General features: G+C 63.7%; 15 protein-coding genes. 12 read left to right on the forward strand and 3 right to left on the reverse strand.

Going from position 1 to position 13333, the window contains the following annotated elements:
* Window positions 1–626: 626 nt before the first annotated feature.
* Window positions 627–1550, reverse strand: a complete 924-nt coding sequence (gene paaX / locus ACYAS9_RS30280; protein WP_463572177.1) for a phenylacetic acid degradation operon negative regulatory protein PaaX — start codon at window positions 1548–1550, stop codon at window positions 627–629.
* A gap of 68 nt (window positions 1551–1618) precedes the next feature.
* On the reverse strand, window positions 1619–2224 hold the full coding sequence (gene paaY, locus ACYAS9_RS30285) for a phenylacetic acid degradation protein PaaY (protein ID WP_463572178.1): 606 nt from the start codon (window positions 2222–2224) through the stop codon (window positions 1619–1621).
* Between the two features lie 255 nt (window positions 2225–2479).
* Between paaY and paaF the strand changes: the two genes are divergently transcribed.
* From paaF to paaK, 6 genes are all read left to right on the forward strand, one after another.
* Window positions 2480–3253: a 2,3-dehydroadipyl-CoA hydratase PaaF gene (paaF, locus tag ACYAS9_RS30290; protein ID WP_463572180.1), complete on the forward strand. Its 774-nt coding sequence runs from the start codon at window positions 2480–2482 to the stop codon at window positions 3251–3253.
* Between the two features lie 34 nt (window positions 3254–3287).
* Entirely contained in the window at window positions 3288–4079 is a 792-nt protein-coding gene (gene paaG / locus ACYAS9_RS30295) for a 2-(1,2-epoxy-1,2-dihydrophenyl)acetyl-CoA isomerase PaaG (RefSeq protein WP_463572181.1), read from the forward strand.
* A 3-nt stretch (window positions 4080–4082) separates the two neighbouring features.
* Window positions 4083–5603 (forward strand): 3-hydroxyacyl-CoA dehydrogenase PaaH, encoded by a 1521-nt coding sequence (gene paaH, locus ACYAS9_RS30300; RefSeq protein WP_463572182.1) that lies wholly within the window; start codon window positions 4083–4085, stop codon window positions 5601–5603.
* Entirely contained in the window at window positions 5593–6036 is a 444-nt protein-coding gene (gene paaI / locus ACYAS9_RS30305) for a hydroxyphenylacetyl-CoA thioesterase PaaI (RefSeq protein WP_463572183.1), read from the forward strand. Before paaH ends, paaI begins: the two co-directional genes overlap by 11 nt.
* Window positions 6033–7250 carry a 3-oxoadipyl-CoA thiolase gene (pcaF, locus tag ACYAS9_RS30310; RefSeq protein ID WP_463572184.1) on the forward strand — a complete coding sequence of 406 codons (1218 nt, stop codon included), beginning with the start codon at window positions 6033–6035 and terminating at the stop codon, window positions 7248–7250. The genes paaI and pcaF overlap by 4 nt, the downstream gene beginning before the upstream one ends.
* Before the next feature lie 93 nt (window positions 7251–7343).
* A complete protein-coding gene (gene paaK / locus ACYAS9_RS30315) occupies window positions 7344–8657 on the forward strand; it encodes a phenylacetate--CoA ligase PaaK (protein ID WP_463572185.1) in 1314 nt (437 codons plus the stop codon).
* A gap of 86 nt (window positions 8658–8743) precedes the next feature.
* On the opposite strand, the gene ACYAS9_RS30320 is transcribed toward paaK, so the two are convergent.
* On the reverse strand, window positions 8744–8992 hold the full coding sequence (locus ACYAS9_RS30320) for a CsbD family protein (RefSeq protein ID WP_463572186.1): 249 nt from the start codon (window positions 8990–8992) through the stop codon (window positions 8744–8746).
* A gap of 86 nt (window positions 8993–9078) precedes the next feature.
* On the opposite strand from ACYAS9_RS30320, the gene ACYAS9_RS30325 reads away from it, so the two are divergent.
* The 6 genes from ACYAS9_RS30325 (at window position 9079) to paaE (ending at window position 13197) form a co-directional block, all read left to right on the forward strand.
* Window positions 9079–9249, forward strand: a complete 171-nt coding sequence (locus ACYAS9_RS30325; RefSeq protein WP_463572187.1) for a hypothetical protein — start codon at window positions 9079–9081, stop codon at window positions 9247–9249.
* 247 nt (window positions 9250–9496) lie between these two features.
* Complete coding sequence (gene paaA / locus ACYAS9_RS30330) at window positions 9497–10489, forward strand: 1,2-phenylacetyl-CoA epoxidase subunit PaaA (RefSeq protein WP_459748310.1); 993 nt, start codon at window positions 9497–9499, stop codon at window positions 10487–10489.
* A 32-nt stretch (window positions 10490–10521) separates the two neighbouring features.
* Window positions 10522–10803, forward strand: coding sequence for a 1,2-phenylacetyl-CoA epoxidase subunit PaaB (gene paaB, locus ACYAS9_RS30335; protein WP_459748309.1), 282 nt, complete (start codon window positions 10522–10524; stop codon window positions 10801–10803).
* Between the two features lie 10 nt (window positions 10804–10813).
* The gene (paaC, locus tag ACYAS9_RS30340) at window positions 10814–11575 is read left to right on the forward strand and encodes a 1,2-phenylacetyl-CoA epoxidase subunit PaaC (protein ID WP_463572188.1); all 762 of its coding nucleotides are present in this window, start codon (window positions 10814–10816) and stop codon (window positions 11573–11575) included.
* Window positions 11562–12095 carry a 1,2-phenylacetyl-CoA epoxidase subunit PaaD gene (gene paaD, locus ACYAS9_RS30345; RefSeq protein WP_463572189.1) on the forward strand — a complete coding sequence of 178 codons (534 nt, stop codon included), beginning with the start codon at window positions 11562–11564 and terminating at the stop codon, window positions 12093–12095. Before paaC ends, paaD begins: the two co-directional genes overlap by 14 nt.
* A gap of 25 nt (window positions 12096–12120) precedes the next feature.
* Window positions 12121–13197, forward strand: a complete 1077-nt coding sequence (gene paaE / locus ACYAS9_RS30350; protein ID WP_463572190.1) for a 1,2-phenylacetyl-CoA epoxidase subunit PaaE — start codon at window positions 12121–12123, stop codon at window positions 13195–13197.
* Window positions 13198–13333: the final 136 nt, after the last annotated feature.

A 13333-nucleotide genomic window follows, 5' to 3' on the forward strand; every position in this document is an offset into this window, starting at 1 on the left:
GATCGGTTTGTATCGGCTTGGTGGGGTGGCCTGCTGGAGAGGTTCCGGCCCCTTCCGGGCCGGGTTACTTTGGTTTCGGCCAAAGTAACCAAAACCATTGCTCCTGGCTTGGCCCTTCGGGTTCCCTCATTCCGGCGCCACTCCATCGGGCCGCGCCGATGGGCCGTCCCTGGCCCAGCGGCGCTGGCTCGGCATCCATGCCTCGCTCCCCGACTCCGTGTCGCCTCCACTCGGCCTTGCGCCCAAGTCGCGTTCTGCGGTGCCTGTGATATTTGTGTAGAAGATCAAGATCAAGATCAAGATCAAGATCAAGAGCTTTTGATCTGCTTTTCGTGCGCGACAGTGCAGACGACGCCAATCGCGACTTGTGCAGGCCGAGTGGAGGCGTTGCGCAGGGGGGAAAAGGGCCATGAATGCCCCGTTAGCCGCTTAGGCCATGGATGGCCTTAAGTGGCGACCCCCGGAGCAATGCCGGAGGGAGGGGACCCCGAAGGGGCCGGAACCAGGAGCAAACGGTTTGGTTACTTTGCCATGACAAAGTAACCCGGCCCGAAGAGGGTCGGAACCTTTCTCAAAGACCGAGACATAAAGCCGATACAACCTGATCTTGAACGTCAGAGCGATCGCTAACGCAATCCGCCAAACCGCTGGTAAAAGCTCTCCCCCACATCCGGCAACGGCCCATCCGCCGTCTCCAGTGCCGCATTCAGCCACTCCTCCGACCGTGCACACACCAGCTTGTAGATATTGCGACACAACTGACGTGCCGCACGGCCCTCCCAATCGCCGGGCAATAATTCATCGGGTAATTGCGGATCACGCAGCAGCAACCGGCGGTATTCATGAACCAGCAACGTGCGGGCCATGAAGCAGTCTTCGCCACGCAAGCTGTCCTGCTCGCGCAGCGTCTGCCATAACGGCCGGAACAGCTGGATGAACTCGCTGTAATGCTTGCCCAGCTCATCAATGTTCCAGCTCTCGCGCACCTGCGCACGCAAGGCCCTGGAAGCCAGCACGTCCTGGCTGCGGGTCTCGAAGACGATGCTGTCTTCCAGCGCATCCAGGTCCTGAAGGGTCGCATTGACGTCGGCCTTGTCGCTGCGCGGGCTGGCCAGCATGGTCGGGGCGATGGCGGCAAAGCCCAGCCATTCCAGTTCTTCGCGCACCTGCTTGCGCTTTTCGACCGACAGTTGCGTCAGCGCCACCAGGCACCAGGCGCCGTCCCAGGCCGGCACGTTGGCGTTGTACACGCGCTTGAAAGCCTTTTCGAAACGCCGCCGTCCGGTGCCGGTCAGGCTGTAGTAACTGCGCCGCCCGACCTTTTCGGCGGTCAGCCAGCCTTCTTTGGTCAGGCGAAAGATCGAGGTGCGAATCAGCCGCTCATTAATGCCCATCGGTTCAAGCAACTGGATCAGGCTGCCCAGCCAGACAGTGCCGCCGTGCGGTTCGATGGCATCCCCGTAGAGAGTGATGATCAGCGAACTGGCGCGGATCGGCGTGCGCTCCTGAAAGCGCTGGATAAGGTGGTTCAACGGGGCGAGAGACGACATGGGCCTACCGGGCGACGATAAAGACGCTGAATATACCCGCCCGGCACCGATTACGGCGAGCTTGCCCATCAACCGGCCGCCTGACCGGTGGCCTTGGGGCGAAACGCGCTGTCGCTGATGCGCGGGCGTTGCGCTTCGATTTCACTCAACGGCTCGCACGCCACCAGGCTTTGCAGGCAGCGCTGCGCCAGTTGCTGGTACTCGCGGGTGCCAGCCTGCTTCCAGGCCACTTCGTCATCGCTGAGCGTGCGCTTGACCGCCGCCGGCGAGCCGATCACCAGCGACTGCGGTTCACAGCTGAAGCGCGCCTTGACGAAACTGGTGGCCGCCACAAACGAGCGCGCGCCGATGTCGGCGTAGTCCATCACCACCGCATTCATGCCCACCAGCACGTCCTCGCCGATCCGGCAGCCGTGCAGCACCGCGCCGTGACCGATATGGCCGTTGCGGCCCACCACCGTGTCGCTGTCGGGGAAGCCGTGCATCACGCAGGTGTCCTGAATATTGGCGCCCTCCTCCAGGACGATGCGGCCGAAGTCACCGCGCAGGCTGGCCAGCGGGCCGACGTAGCAGCCAGGACCGATGATCACATCGCCGATCAGCACAGCGGTCGGGTGCACATAGGCGCTGGGATGCACCACCGGGGTGAGGCCATCGAGGCTGTAGCAGGTCATGGCAAGGACTCCTGTATTGAAACGCTTTAATTTCTCTATCCATGGATATTCTTGTATCACAACAATCGTCATATTTCTCTAGCCAACCCTTCATAAAAATCAGATAAGGACACAAAAAATCACATCAAAGCATATTGTCTTGTATCACTTAATGCTTATACTCACTCCAGCACCGCCCCGAGCGGGCATGATTCTAATAATCAGCTCTAATAATCAGCGGCGCACACGCCGCACGTGCAGCCGGAGGACGTTTCAATGCCTCAACACCTTGCCGTGACCGCCCCTTGCGCCGGCGTACGCCTGATCACCCTGCAGCGCCCGCAGGCGCTCAACGCCTTGAACACCGAACTGCTGGGTGAACTGGCCGCCGCGCTGGACAGCGCAGAAAGCGACAGCGAAACCCGCGCCGTGGTCATCACCGGCAGTCGCAAGGCCTTTGCGGCCGGCGCCGACATCAACGAGATGGCCGAGCGCGATCTGGTCGGCATCCTCAACGATCCACGCGTCGCTCACTGGCAACGCATCAGCGCCTTTCCCAAACCCCTGATCGCTGCCGTCAACGGCTTTTGCCTGGGCGGCGGCTGCGAGCTGGCCATGCACGCCGACATCCTGATCGCCGGCGAAGACGCCCGCTTCGGCCAGCCGGAAATCAACCTCGGCATCATGCCCGGCGCCGGCGGCACGCAACGCCTGCTGCGTGCGGTGGGCAAGTCGCTGGCCATGCAGATGGTCCTCACCGGTCAGCCGATCGACGCCCGCCACGCCCAGCGCGCCGGCCTGGTCAGCGAAGTGACCCAGCCGGAATTCACCGTCGACCGCGCCCTGGCCATCGCCCGCAGCATCGCTGAAAAGGCCCCGCTGGCGGTGCGCCTGGCCAAGGAAGCGCTGCTCAAGGCGCAAGACCTCGATCTGGCCAGCGGCCTGCGTTTCGAGCGCCATGCCTTTACCGTGCTGGCCGGCACCGCCGACCGCCGCGAAGGCATCCAGGCTTTTCAGGAAAAACGCCGCCCGGACTTTACCGGCCAGTAACGATTGCTCACTTACAAGAAAGAGAACGCAAGCCATGGACTTCCAGCACATCCTGTTTTCCATCGAGGACGGCGTCGCCCTTCTCAGCCTCAATCGCCCGGAGCAGCTCAACAGCTTCAATGCCGCGATGCACCTTGAGGTGCGCGAAGCCCTCAAGCAGGTGCGCCAGAGTAACGAGGCGCGCGTGCTGTTGCTGACCGGTGAAGGCCGTGGCTTTTGCGCAGGTCAAGACCTGTCGGACCGCAATGTCGCGCCGGGCGCCGAGATGCCCGACCTCGGCCTGTCGATCGAGCAGTTCTACAACCCGCTGATCCGCAGCCTGCGCGACCTGCCGCTGCCGGTCATCTGCGCGGTGAATGGCGTGGCCGCCGGTGCCGGCGCCAATATTCCGCTGGCCTGCGACCTGGTGCTGGCCGCACGTTCGGCCAGCTTTATCCAGGCCTTCTGCAAGATCGGCCTGGTGCCCGACTCCGGCGGCACCTGGAGCCTGCCGCGGCTGATCGGCCCGGCTCGCGCCAAGGCCCTGGCCCTGCTGGGCGAGCGCCTGAGCGCCGAGCAGGCCGAGCAATGGGGCCTGATTTACCGGGTGGTCGATGACGCCGACCTGCGCGACGAAGCGCTCAAGCTGGCCCGCCACCTGGCCACCCAGCCGACCTATGGCCTGGCGCTGATCAAGCGCGCCTTCAATGCCAGCGCCAGCAACAGCTTCGACGAGCAACTGGAGCTGGAACGCGACCTGCAACGCCTGGCCGGGCGCAGCGAGGATTACCGCGAGGGCGTGTCGGCCTTCATGAACAAACGCACCCCCACTTTCAAAGGACGCTGAGCGATGGCTGCACTGGATACGCGCACCGTCGTCGCCGTGATCGGTGCCGGTGCCATGGGCGCGGGCATCGCCCAGGTCGCAGCGCAAGCCGGTCACCCGGTCAGGCTGTATGACACCCGCGAAGGCACCGCCGCCCAGGCCATTGCCGGCATCGACCGGCAACTGGGCCGGCTGGTCGAAAAAGGCAAGCTCGACGGCGACGCACGCCACGCCATCGCCGGCCGCCTGCAACCGGCCGCCAGCCTGGAAGCGCTGGCCGATGCCGGGCTGGTGATCGAAGCCATCGTCGAAAACCTCGACATCAAGCGCGGCCTGTTCAAGCAACTCGAAGCGTTGTGCAACGCCGAGTGCATCCTGGCCAGTAACACCTCGTCGCTGTCGATCACCAGCATCGCCGCCGGCCTGACGCATCCGCAGCGGGTCGTCGGCCTGCACTTCTTCAACCCGGCACCGTTGATGGCGCTGGTCGAAATCGTCTCCGGGCTGGCCACTGATGCAGCGCTTGCCCAGCGCCTGTACGCCACGGCGCAAGCCTGGGGCAAAAAGCCGGTGCACACCCGCTCGACTCCCGGCTTTATCGTCAACCGCGTGGCCCGGCCGTTTTATGCCGAGAGCCTGCGCCTGTTGCAGGAAGGCGCTGCCGATTGCGCGACCCTCGATGCCCTGCTGCGCGATGCCGGCGGTTTTCGCATGGGCGCCTTCGAGCTCACCGACCTGATCGGCCATGACGTCAACTATGCGGTGACCTGCTCGGTGTTCGACGCCTACTACGGCGACATGCGCTTCCAGCCATCGCTGATCCAGAAAGAGCTGGTCGATGCCGGCCGCCTGGGACGCAAGAGCGGCCACGGTTTCTATGACTATGCCGAAGGCGCCGAGCGCCCGCAGCCCAGCGCAATCAGCAGCACAGCCAGCGTCGATGCCTGCGTAGTCGAAGGCGACCTGGGCATCGCCAGCCCGCTGATCGAGCGCCTGCAACAGGCCGGCATCGCGATCACCCAACGCGACGGCCACGGCGTATTGCGCGTCGGCGATGCAACCCTGGCGCTCAGCGACGGCCGACTGGCCAGCCAGCGCGCCCGGGAAGACGGCCTGAGCAACCTGGTGCTCATCGACCTGGCACTGGATTACAGTCGCGCCGAACGCATTGCCATCAGCCCCGCCGCTGGCACTTCGGCGCTGGCACTTGAGCACGCCGTGGCGCTGCTGCAACGTGCAGGCTTCAAGGTCAGCCAGCTCAGCGACACGCCGGGCCTTATCGTATTGCGCACCGTGGCCATGCTCGCCAACGAAGCCAGCGATGCCTTGCTGCACGGCGTGGCCAGTGCCGCCGACATCGATCTGGCCATGTGCGCCGGCGTCAATTACCCGCACGGGCCGTTGGCCTGGGCCGATGCCATTGGCGTGAAAAACGTGCTCGACGTGCTGGAAAACCTGCAGGCCGTGTACGGCGAAACCCGTTATCGCCCCTCTTTGCTGCTGCACCGCTGCGCTGAACAAGGGAGCACGTTGCATGACGCTTGAAGCACAACAACTGGCCGAGGTCTGCGCCAGCACTTTGTATGAACGCGACGCCGCCAGCCAGGCCATGGGCATGCGCCTGCTGACGGTAGGCCCCGGCCGCGCGCAAGTGGTCATGACCGTGCGCCCCGACATGCTGCAAGGCGTCGGCACCTGCCATGGCGGCCACTTGTTCGCCCTGGCCGACTCGGCGTTTGCCTTTGCCTGCAACACCTACAACGCCGTCACCGTGGCCATCGGTTGCAGCATCGACTATGTAGCGCCCGGCCAACTGGGCGACGAACTCACCGCCACCGCGCTCGAACAAAGCCGCAGCGGGCGCACCGGTAATTACGATGTGCGCATCGAAAACCAGCACGGGCAGTTGATCGCCCTGTTCCACGGCAAGTCCTACCAGGTGCGCGGCACCCTGATCGATCCGGAGCTTTCGCAATGACTCACTCTTTGACTGACGCGCTGATCATCGACGCCATCCGCACGCCCATCGGCCGTTACGCCGGCGCCCTGTCCGGCGTGCGCGCCGACGACCTGGGCGCCGTGCCGATCCGCGCACTGATCCAGCGCCACCCGGAACTGGACCTGAGCCAGATCGACGAGGTGTTCTACGGCTGCGCCAACCAGGCCGGCGAAGACAACCGCAACGTCGCGCGCATGTCGGGCTTGCTCGCCGGCCTGCCGGTCAGCGTGCCCGGCACCACCCTGAATCGCTTGTGCGGTTCGGGCATGGACGCGGTGGGCAGCGCCGCCCGCGCCATTCGCAGCGGTGAAGCCGGGCTGGTGATTGCCGGCGGCGTCGAGTCGATGTCGCGGGCACCGTTCGTGATGGGCAAATCCGAACAGGCCTTCGGCCGGGCCGCCGAAATCTTCGACACCACCATCGGCTGGCGCTTCGTCAATAAACTGATGAAAGAGCAGTTCGGCATCGACTCGATGCCCGAGACCGCAGAAAACGTCGCCGAGCAGTTCAACATCTCCCGCAGCGATCAGGACGCCTTCGCCCTGCGCAGCCAGCACAAGGCGGCGGCCGCTCAGGCCAGCGGCCGGCTGGGCAAGGAAATCGTCCCGGTGGAAATCGCCCAGCGCAAAGGTCCTGTGAAAATCGTCGAGCACGATGAACACCCGCGTGGCGACACGACACTGGAGCAACTGGCCAGACTCGGCACGCCGTTCCGCCAGGGCGGCAGCGTCACCGCCGGCAATGCCTCGGGCGTCAACGACGGCGCCTGCGCGTTGCTGTTGGCCAGCCCCGAAGCGGCGCGCCTGCACGGGCTCAAACCCCGCGCCCGTGTCGTCGCGATGGCCAGCGCCGGGGTCGAGCCGCGGATCATGGGCATCGGCCCGGTGCCGGCGACCCGCAAGGTGCTGGCGCTGGCCAATCTGTCACTGGCCGACATGGACGTCATCGAACTCAACGAAGCCTTTGCCGCCCAAGGCCTGGCCGTGCTGCGCGAACTGGGCCTGAGCGATGACGATGCGCGGGTCAACCCCAACGGCGGCGCCATTGCCCTGGGCCACCCGCTGGGCATGAGCGGCGCCCGCCTGATCACCACCGCCCTGCATGAACTCGAAGAACGCCAGGGCCGCTATGCGCTGTGCACCATGTGCATCGGCGTGGGCCAGGGGATTGCGCTGGTTATTGAACGAATCTGACACGCACAGCAAAGATCGGACACCGGTGCGGGGAGTATCCTCGCCATTAACACTCAGGGCACCGTGGCCCGCACAAAAACAATCGAGTGAACCATGAACATGATCGCCACCAACACCGCCATGCTCGACCCTCTGGAAACCGCCAGCATCGATGAGCTGCGCCAGCATCAGCTCGACCGCCTGCGCTGGAGCCTCAACCACGCCTACGCCAACGTGCCGCTGTATCGCAAACGTTTCGACGAGGCCGGCGTTCACCCCGACGACCTGAAAAGCCTCGACGACCTGAGCAAGTTCCCCTTCACCGGCAAGAGCGACCTGCGCGATAACTACCCGTACGGCATGTTTGCCGTGCCGCAAAGCGACATCGTGCGCCTGCACGCCTCCAGCGGTACCACCGGCAAACCGACCGTGGTCGGCTACACGCAGAACGACATCGACACGTGGGCCAACGTGGTTGCGCGCTCGATCCGCGCCGCCGGTGGGCGACGTGGCGACAAGGTGCATATCTCGTATGGCTACGGCCTGTTCACCGGCGGGCTGGGCGCACACTACGGTGCCGAGCGCCTCGGTTGCACAGTGATCCCGATGTCCGGCGGCCAGACCGAGAAACAGGTGCAGCTGATCCGTGATTTCCAGCCGGACATCATCATGGTCACGCCGTCGTACATGCTCAACCTGGCCGATGAGATCGAGCGCCAGGGCATCGACCCGCACGACCTCAAGCTGCGCCTGGGCATCTTTGGCGCCGAGCCATGGACCGCCGAACTGCGCCGCGCCATCGAAGAACGGCTGGGCATCACCGCGCTGGACATCTACGGTCTCTCGGAAATCATGGGGCCGGGCGTGGCCATGGAATGCGCCGAAACCAAGGACGGCCCGACCGTGTGGGAAGACCATTTCTATCCCGAGATCATCGACCCGGTGACTGGCGCGGTATTGCCGGACGGCGAAATGGGCGAGCTGGTGTTTACCTCATTGTCCAAGGAGGCGCTGCCGATGATTCGTTATCGCACCCGCGACCTCACGCGCCTGCTGCCGGGCACGGCCAGGCCGATGCGGCGCATCGACAAGATCACCGGGCGCAGCGACGACATGCTGATCATTCGTGGGGTCAATGTGTTTCCTACGCAGATCGAGGAGCAGATCCTCAAGATCAAGCAACTGGCCGAGGTGTACGAGTTGCACTTGCACCGCAATGGCAACCTGGACAGTGTCGATGTGCATGTCGAGCTCAAGCATGACCTCAACCTCGAAGCGGACCAGCAGAAGCGGGTGGCGGATGAACTGGGCAAGCAGATCAAGACCCATATCGGCATCAGCTCACGGGTGCTGATCCAGCCCTTCCATGCCATCAAACGCTCGGAAGGCAAAGCCTGTCACGTGTTTGATAATCGGCCCCGGGCTTAGGGCGACTGACTTGTAAGACAGGGCTGACAGGGCTAACGGTGATGACCTGCCAGAGGCGTTTCGGCCCTCTGGCAGGCTGCGCAACCTCAGCGGCGCAGAAGACGATTCAGCACCAGCAGGCCTACTGCACCGATTGCCAGTGCGGCGACCGGCTTCTCTTTAACGAATGTCGATACGCAGTCCAGCGCATCGCCATAGCTTTGGGTGAGTTGACCAGCCGCCTGACGGCCAGCACCTTCAGCTTCAATCTTCGAATCACCCAACAGTTTTCCAACCACGCCCTGCGCCTTGCCGGCCAGTTTCTCTGCAACGCCTTCTACTTGTTCACTCTTCATGATTAACCAAACCTTCGCGGGTAAGTGGGTAGCTCGGGTTGACCCAAGCTTTAGGCTATCTGCACAGCGTTAGGGGGATGGCCGTCATGATTAGTTCAAAATTTGATGAGCCTGATCAATCCGCCCACATCACCGGGTTATGCCCTGCTGCCTGCCTGCGTACAACGCTTGATCTGCTCGATCGAGGGCAGCGCGAAGCGACATCGGCGGCCCGCACATGGCTGCCGATTTCATTGAATACGGGAATGCGTGCCTGAGCCCTTTCGCTGACCCAAAGCCCCGCCTTGCGGGGTTTTTTGTGCCTTAAAAATGCAAATATCACTGCAATTCAATAAATACGGTATCGCTTTAAAAGCTTAAAAACCCTTTAAAAACGCAACAACCACCGTAAAGCGATACAAAAATCAAAAACAAAACACAATTTTCCGTTTGATATTTATTTCCGTATCGCTTACAACTACACCCATGGCGCAAGCCACCCCGAAAACCAGCTGGAGACACAGCATGTACGCACAACTGGTCGAGACCGGCGTCAAGCACATCAAGTCGCTGGATGAGATGTCCGCTGAAGAACGCGCCTTCCAGGAAAAGATCGACGCCGAGATCAAGATCGAGCCCAAGAACTGGATGCCCGATGCCTACCGGCAAACCCTGATCCGCCAGATTTCCCAGCACGCGCACTCCGAGATTGTCGGCATGCTGCCCGAAGGCAACTGGGTGACCCGCGCGCCGACGCTCAAGCGCAAGCTGCAGCTGATGGCCAAGATCCAGGACGAAGCCGGCCACGGCCTGTACCTGTACAGCGCCATGGAAACCCTGGGCGCCGACCGCGACGAAGAGGTCGCCAAGCTGCACAGCGGCAAGGCCAAGTATTCGAGCATCTTCAATTACCCGACCCTGACCTGGGCCGACATGGGCGCGGTGGGCTGGCTGGTCGACGGCGCTGCCATCGTCAATCAGGTGGTGTTGCAGCGCACCTCGTACGGCCCGTATTCGCGGGCGATGGTGCGCATCTGCAAGGAAGAAAGCTTCCATCAGCGTCAGGGTTACCAACTGCTGCTGACCATGATGCAGGAAGGCACTCAAGCGCAGAAAGACATGGTTCAGGATGCGATCAACCGCCTGTGGTGGCCGTCGCTGATGATGTTCGGCCCCAGCGATGCCGAATCCCCCAACAGCGCCCAGTCCATGGCCTGGAAAATCAAGCGCCAGAGCAACGACGAGCTGCGCCAGCGCTTCGTCGACCAGACCGTGCCGCAGCTTGAGCTGCTCGGCTGCACCGCGCCGGACCCGGACCTGAAATGGAACGAGGAGCGCGGCCACTACGATTTCGGCGAGATCCAGTGGCAGGAATTCTACGAAGTGCTCAAGGGCAACGGCCCGTGCAACCAGGAGCGCGTCGCCAAGCGCCGCCAGGCCATCGACGACGGTGCCTGGGTACGCGAGGCCGCCGTGGCCTACGCGAAAAAACAACAAGCCAGACGCGACGCCGCCTGAGCAAAGACAACGCCTGATCCGGAGAACCTGCCATGTCCCAATGGACCCTTTTTGAAGTCTTCGTGCGCAGCAAGCACGGGCTCAATCACAAACATGTCGGCAGCGTGCATGCAAGCGACGCCGCCATGGCCATCGAGAACGCCCGCGAGCTGTACACCCGCCGCAACGAGGGCGTGAGCCTGTGGGTGGTGCCGTCGGCGCTGATCACCGCCTCTTCACCGGATGAGAAAGACCCGCTGTTCGATCCCTCCCAGGACAAGATCTATCGCCACGCCAGCTTCTACGAGCTGCCGCCCGAAGTCGGCCACATGTGAGGAGCGGGTCATGAGCGATAAAGACGATCTGATTCAATACCTGCTGCGCCTGGGCGACAGCACCCTGATCCAGGGCCAGCGCCTGTGCGAGTGGTGCGGCGGCGCGCCGGCACTGGAAGAAGAGCTGGCGCTGATGAACGTCGGCCTCGACCTGGTCGGCCAGTCGCGTAACTGGCTGGAATACGCCGCCGAGCTGCTCGACGACGGCCGCGATGCCGATCACCTGGCGTTCCGCCGCGACGAGCGCGCCTACCGCAACCTGTTGCTGGTCGAGCAACCCAATGGCGATTACGCCGTGACCATGACCAAGCAGTTTCTGTTCGATGCCTGGCACTTCCAGGTACTGCACGGTCTGAGCAGCTCCAGCGACCCACGGATTGCCGGCATCGCCGCCAAGGCCGTAAAAGAAGTCACCTACCACCTGCGCCGCTCCGGCGAGTGGGTCGAGCGCCTGGGCGACGGCACCGAAGAAAGCCATGCGCGCATGCTCAAGGCTGTCGACAAGGTCTGGCGCTTTACCGTCGAATTCACCGCCGGTGACGCCGTCGAACAGCGCCTGTTCGAGGCCGGCATCGCCCCGGATCCCAGCGAGATCGCCAGCGCCTGGCACAGCAAGGTGAGCGACCAGTTTGCCCGCGCCACCCTGCCGCTGCCGGCCCCGGCCAGCCACTTTTACCTGAGCGGTCGCCAGGGTCTGCACAGCGAACATCTGGGCCTGTTGCTGGCCGAAATGCAATTTCTGCAAAGGGCGTATCCCGATGCGACCTGGTGAGCTGATCGCCGGCGATCGCGGCGCCCGTGCGCTGCAGGCCGGCGACCTGGCGCGGGCCTGGACGGTGCTGGGCGAGGTCATGGACCCCGAAGTGCCGGTGGTCAGCGTGGTCGAGCTGGGCATCGTCCGCGACCTGGACTGGCAGGCCGGCCACTTGCACGTGGTGGTCACCCCGACCTATTCCGGCTGCCCGGCCACCGAGGTGATCGAGCAGGACATCGCCCAGGCGCTGGAGCAGGCAGGCTTTGCCGCGCCGCAACTGGAGCGCCGGCTGACACCGGCCTGGACCACCGACTGGATCACCGACAGCGGCCGTGAACGCCTGCGCAACTACGGCATCGCCCCGCCCGAAGGCAGCGCCAGCAAACGCAGCCTGTTGGGTGAGCCCGTGCAGATCTGCTGCCCGCAGTGCGGCAGTACGCACACCGAACGGCTCAGCGAGTTCGGCTCGACCGCCTGCAAGGCGCTGTATCGCTGCCGCGACTGCCTGGAACCCTTCGACTATTTCAAGTGCATCTGAGCGGCATGCTCGCCGGAGAACAACAATGAGCAAATTCCACAGCCTGACCATCAAGGATGTTCGCCCGGAAACCCGTGACGCGGTGTCCATCGCCTTCGAGATTCCCAGCGAACTGAGCGACAGTTTTCGTTTTACCCAAGGCCAGCACCTGGTGATGCGCACGCACATCGGCGGCGAAGAAGTGCGTCGTTCGTACTCGATCTGCACCGGTGCCAACGACGGCGAGCTGCGCGTGGCGATCAAGAAAGTCGCTGGCGGCGTGTTCTCCGCCTTTGCCAACGAAGCGCTGAAAGTCGGCCACAGCCTGGACGTCATGCCGCCCTCGGGGCACTTCAATGTGCCGCTGGACCCGGCGCGTAAAGGCAACTATTTGGCGGTCGCGGCCGGCAGCGGCATCACGCCGATCCTGTCGATCATCAAGACCACCTTGCAAAGCGAACCGCTCAGTCAGGTCACGCTGATCTACGGCAACCGCTCCAGCAACGCGGCGCTGTTTCGCGAGCAGCTGGAAGACCTGAAGAACCGTTATCTGCAACGCCTGAACCTGGTGTTCGTGTTCAGCCGCGAGCAGCAGGACGTCGACCTGTACAACGGGCGCATCGACGCCGACAAGTGCGGGCAGCTGTTCAGCCGCTGGATCGACGTCAAGTCTCTGGACGCTGCGTTTATCTGCGGCCCACAGGCGATGACCGAGACCGTGCGCGATCAACTCAAGGCTAATGGTCTTGCGCCTGAGCGTATCCACTTCGAACTGTTTGCCGCCGTCGGCAGCCAGCAAAAGCGCGAAGCCCGCCAGGCGGCTGCGCAGGTGGATGCCGAAATGAGCCAGATCACCGTGATCAGCGACGGCCGCGAGCTGTCCTTCGCGCTGGCGCGCAACAGCGTCAGCGTCCTCGACGCCGGCAACGCCCAAGGCGCGGAACTGCCCTACTCGTGCAAGGCCGGCGTGTGCTCGACCTGCAAATGCAAGGTGGTCTCGGGCGAGGTGGAAATGGACAGCAACTTTGCGCTGGAAGACTACGAAGTGGCCGCCGGCTACGTGCTGTCGTGCCAGGCCTTCCCGCTCAGCGACAAGGTGGTACTGGATTTCGACCAGCTTTAACCCGATTACCGGACGAACCCCCCGTTGGGGGGGGGGGGGGGGGGGGGGGGGGGGGGGGGGGGGGGGGGGGGGGGGGGGGGGGGGGGGGGGGGGGGGGGGGGGGGGGGGGGGGGGGGGGGGGGGGGGGGGGGGGGGG

It is taken from the genome of Pseudomonas sp. HP_08 (genome assembly GCF_055284095.1).

What these genes read in the sequence shown, in the direction of transcription:
- paaX (WP_463572177.1), bottom strand. Translation starts at nt 1,550, where the DNA reads ATGTCGTCTCTCGCCCCGTTGAACCACCTTATCCAGCGCTTTCAGGAG.
- ACYAS9_RS30320 (WP_463572186.1), bottom strand. Translation starts at nt 8,992, where the DNA reads ATGAAGAGTGAACAAGTAGAAGGCGTTGCAGAGAAACTGGCCGGCAAG.
- paaC (WP_463572188.1), top strand. Translation starts at nt 10,814, where the DNA reads ATGAGCGATAAAGACGATCTGATTCAATACCTGCTGCGCCTGGGCGAC.
- paaD (WP_463572189.1), top strand. Translation starts at nt 11,562, where the DNA reads ATGCGACCTGGTGAGCTGATCGCCGGCGATCGCGGCGCCCGTGCGCTG.
- paaE (WP_463572190.1), top strand. Translation starts at nt 12,121, where the DNA reads ATGAGCAAATTCCACAGCCTGACCATCAAGGATGTTCGCCCGGAAACC.
- pcaF (WP_463572184.1), top strand. Translation starts at nt 6,033, where the DNA reads ATGACTCACTCTTTGACTGACGCGCTGATCATCGACGCCATCCGCACG.
- paaH (WP_463572182.1), top strand. Translation starts at nt 4,083, where the DNA reads ATGGCTGCACTGGATACGCGCACCGTCGTCGCCGTGATCGGTGCCGGT.
- paaK (WP_463572185.1), top strand. Translation starts at nt 7,344, where the DNA reads ATGAACATGATCGCCACCAACACCGCCATGCTCGACCCTCTGGAAACC.
- ACYAS9_RS30325 (WP_463572187.1), top strand. Translation starts at nt 9,079, where the DNA reads ATGATTAGTTCAAAATTTGATGAGCCTGATCAATCCGCCCACATCACC.
- paaY (WP_463572178.1), bottom strand. Translation starts at nt 2,224, where the DNA reads ATGACCTGCTACAGCCTCGATGGCCTCACCCCGGTGGTGCATCCCAGC.
- paaA (WP_459748310.1), top strand. Translation starts at nt 9,497, where the DNA reads ATGTACGCACAACTGGTCGAGACCGGCGTCAAGCACATCAAGTCGCTG.
- paaF (WP_463572180.1), top strand. Translation starts at nt 2,480, where the DNA reads ATGCCTCAACACCTTGCCGTGACCGCCCCTTGCGCCGGCGTACGCCTG.
- paaG (WP_463572181.1), top strand. Translation starts at nt 3,288, where the DNA reads ATGGACTTCCAGCACATCCTGTTTTCCATCGAGGACGGCGTCGCCCTT.
- paaB (WP_459748309.1), top strand. Translation starts at nt 10,522, where the DNA reads ATGTCCCAATGGACCCTTTTTGAAGTCTTCGTGCGCAGCAAGCACGGG.
- paaI (WP_463572183.1), top strand. Translation starts at nt 5,593, where the DNA reads ATGACGCTTGAAGCACAACAACTGGCCGAGGTCTGCGCCAGCACTTTG.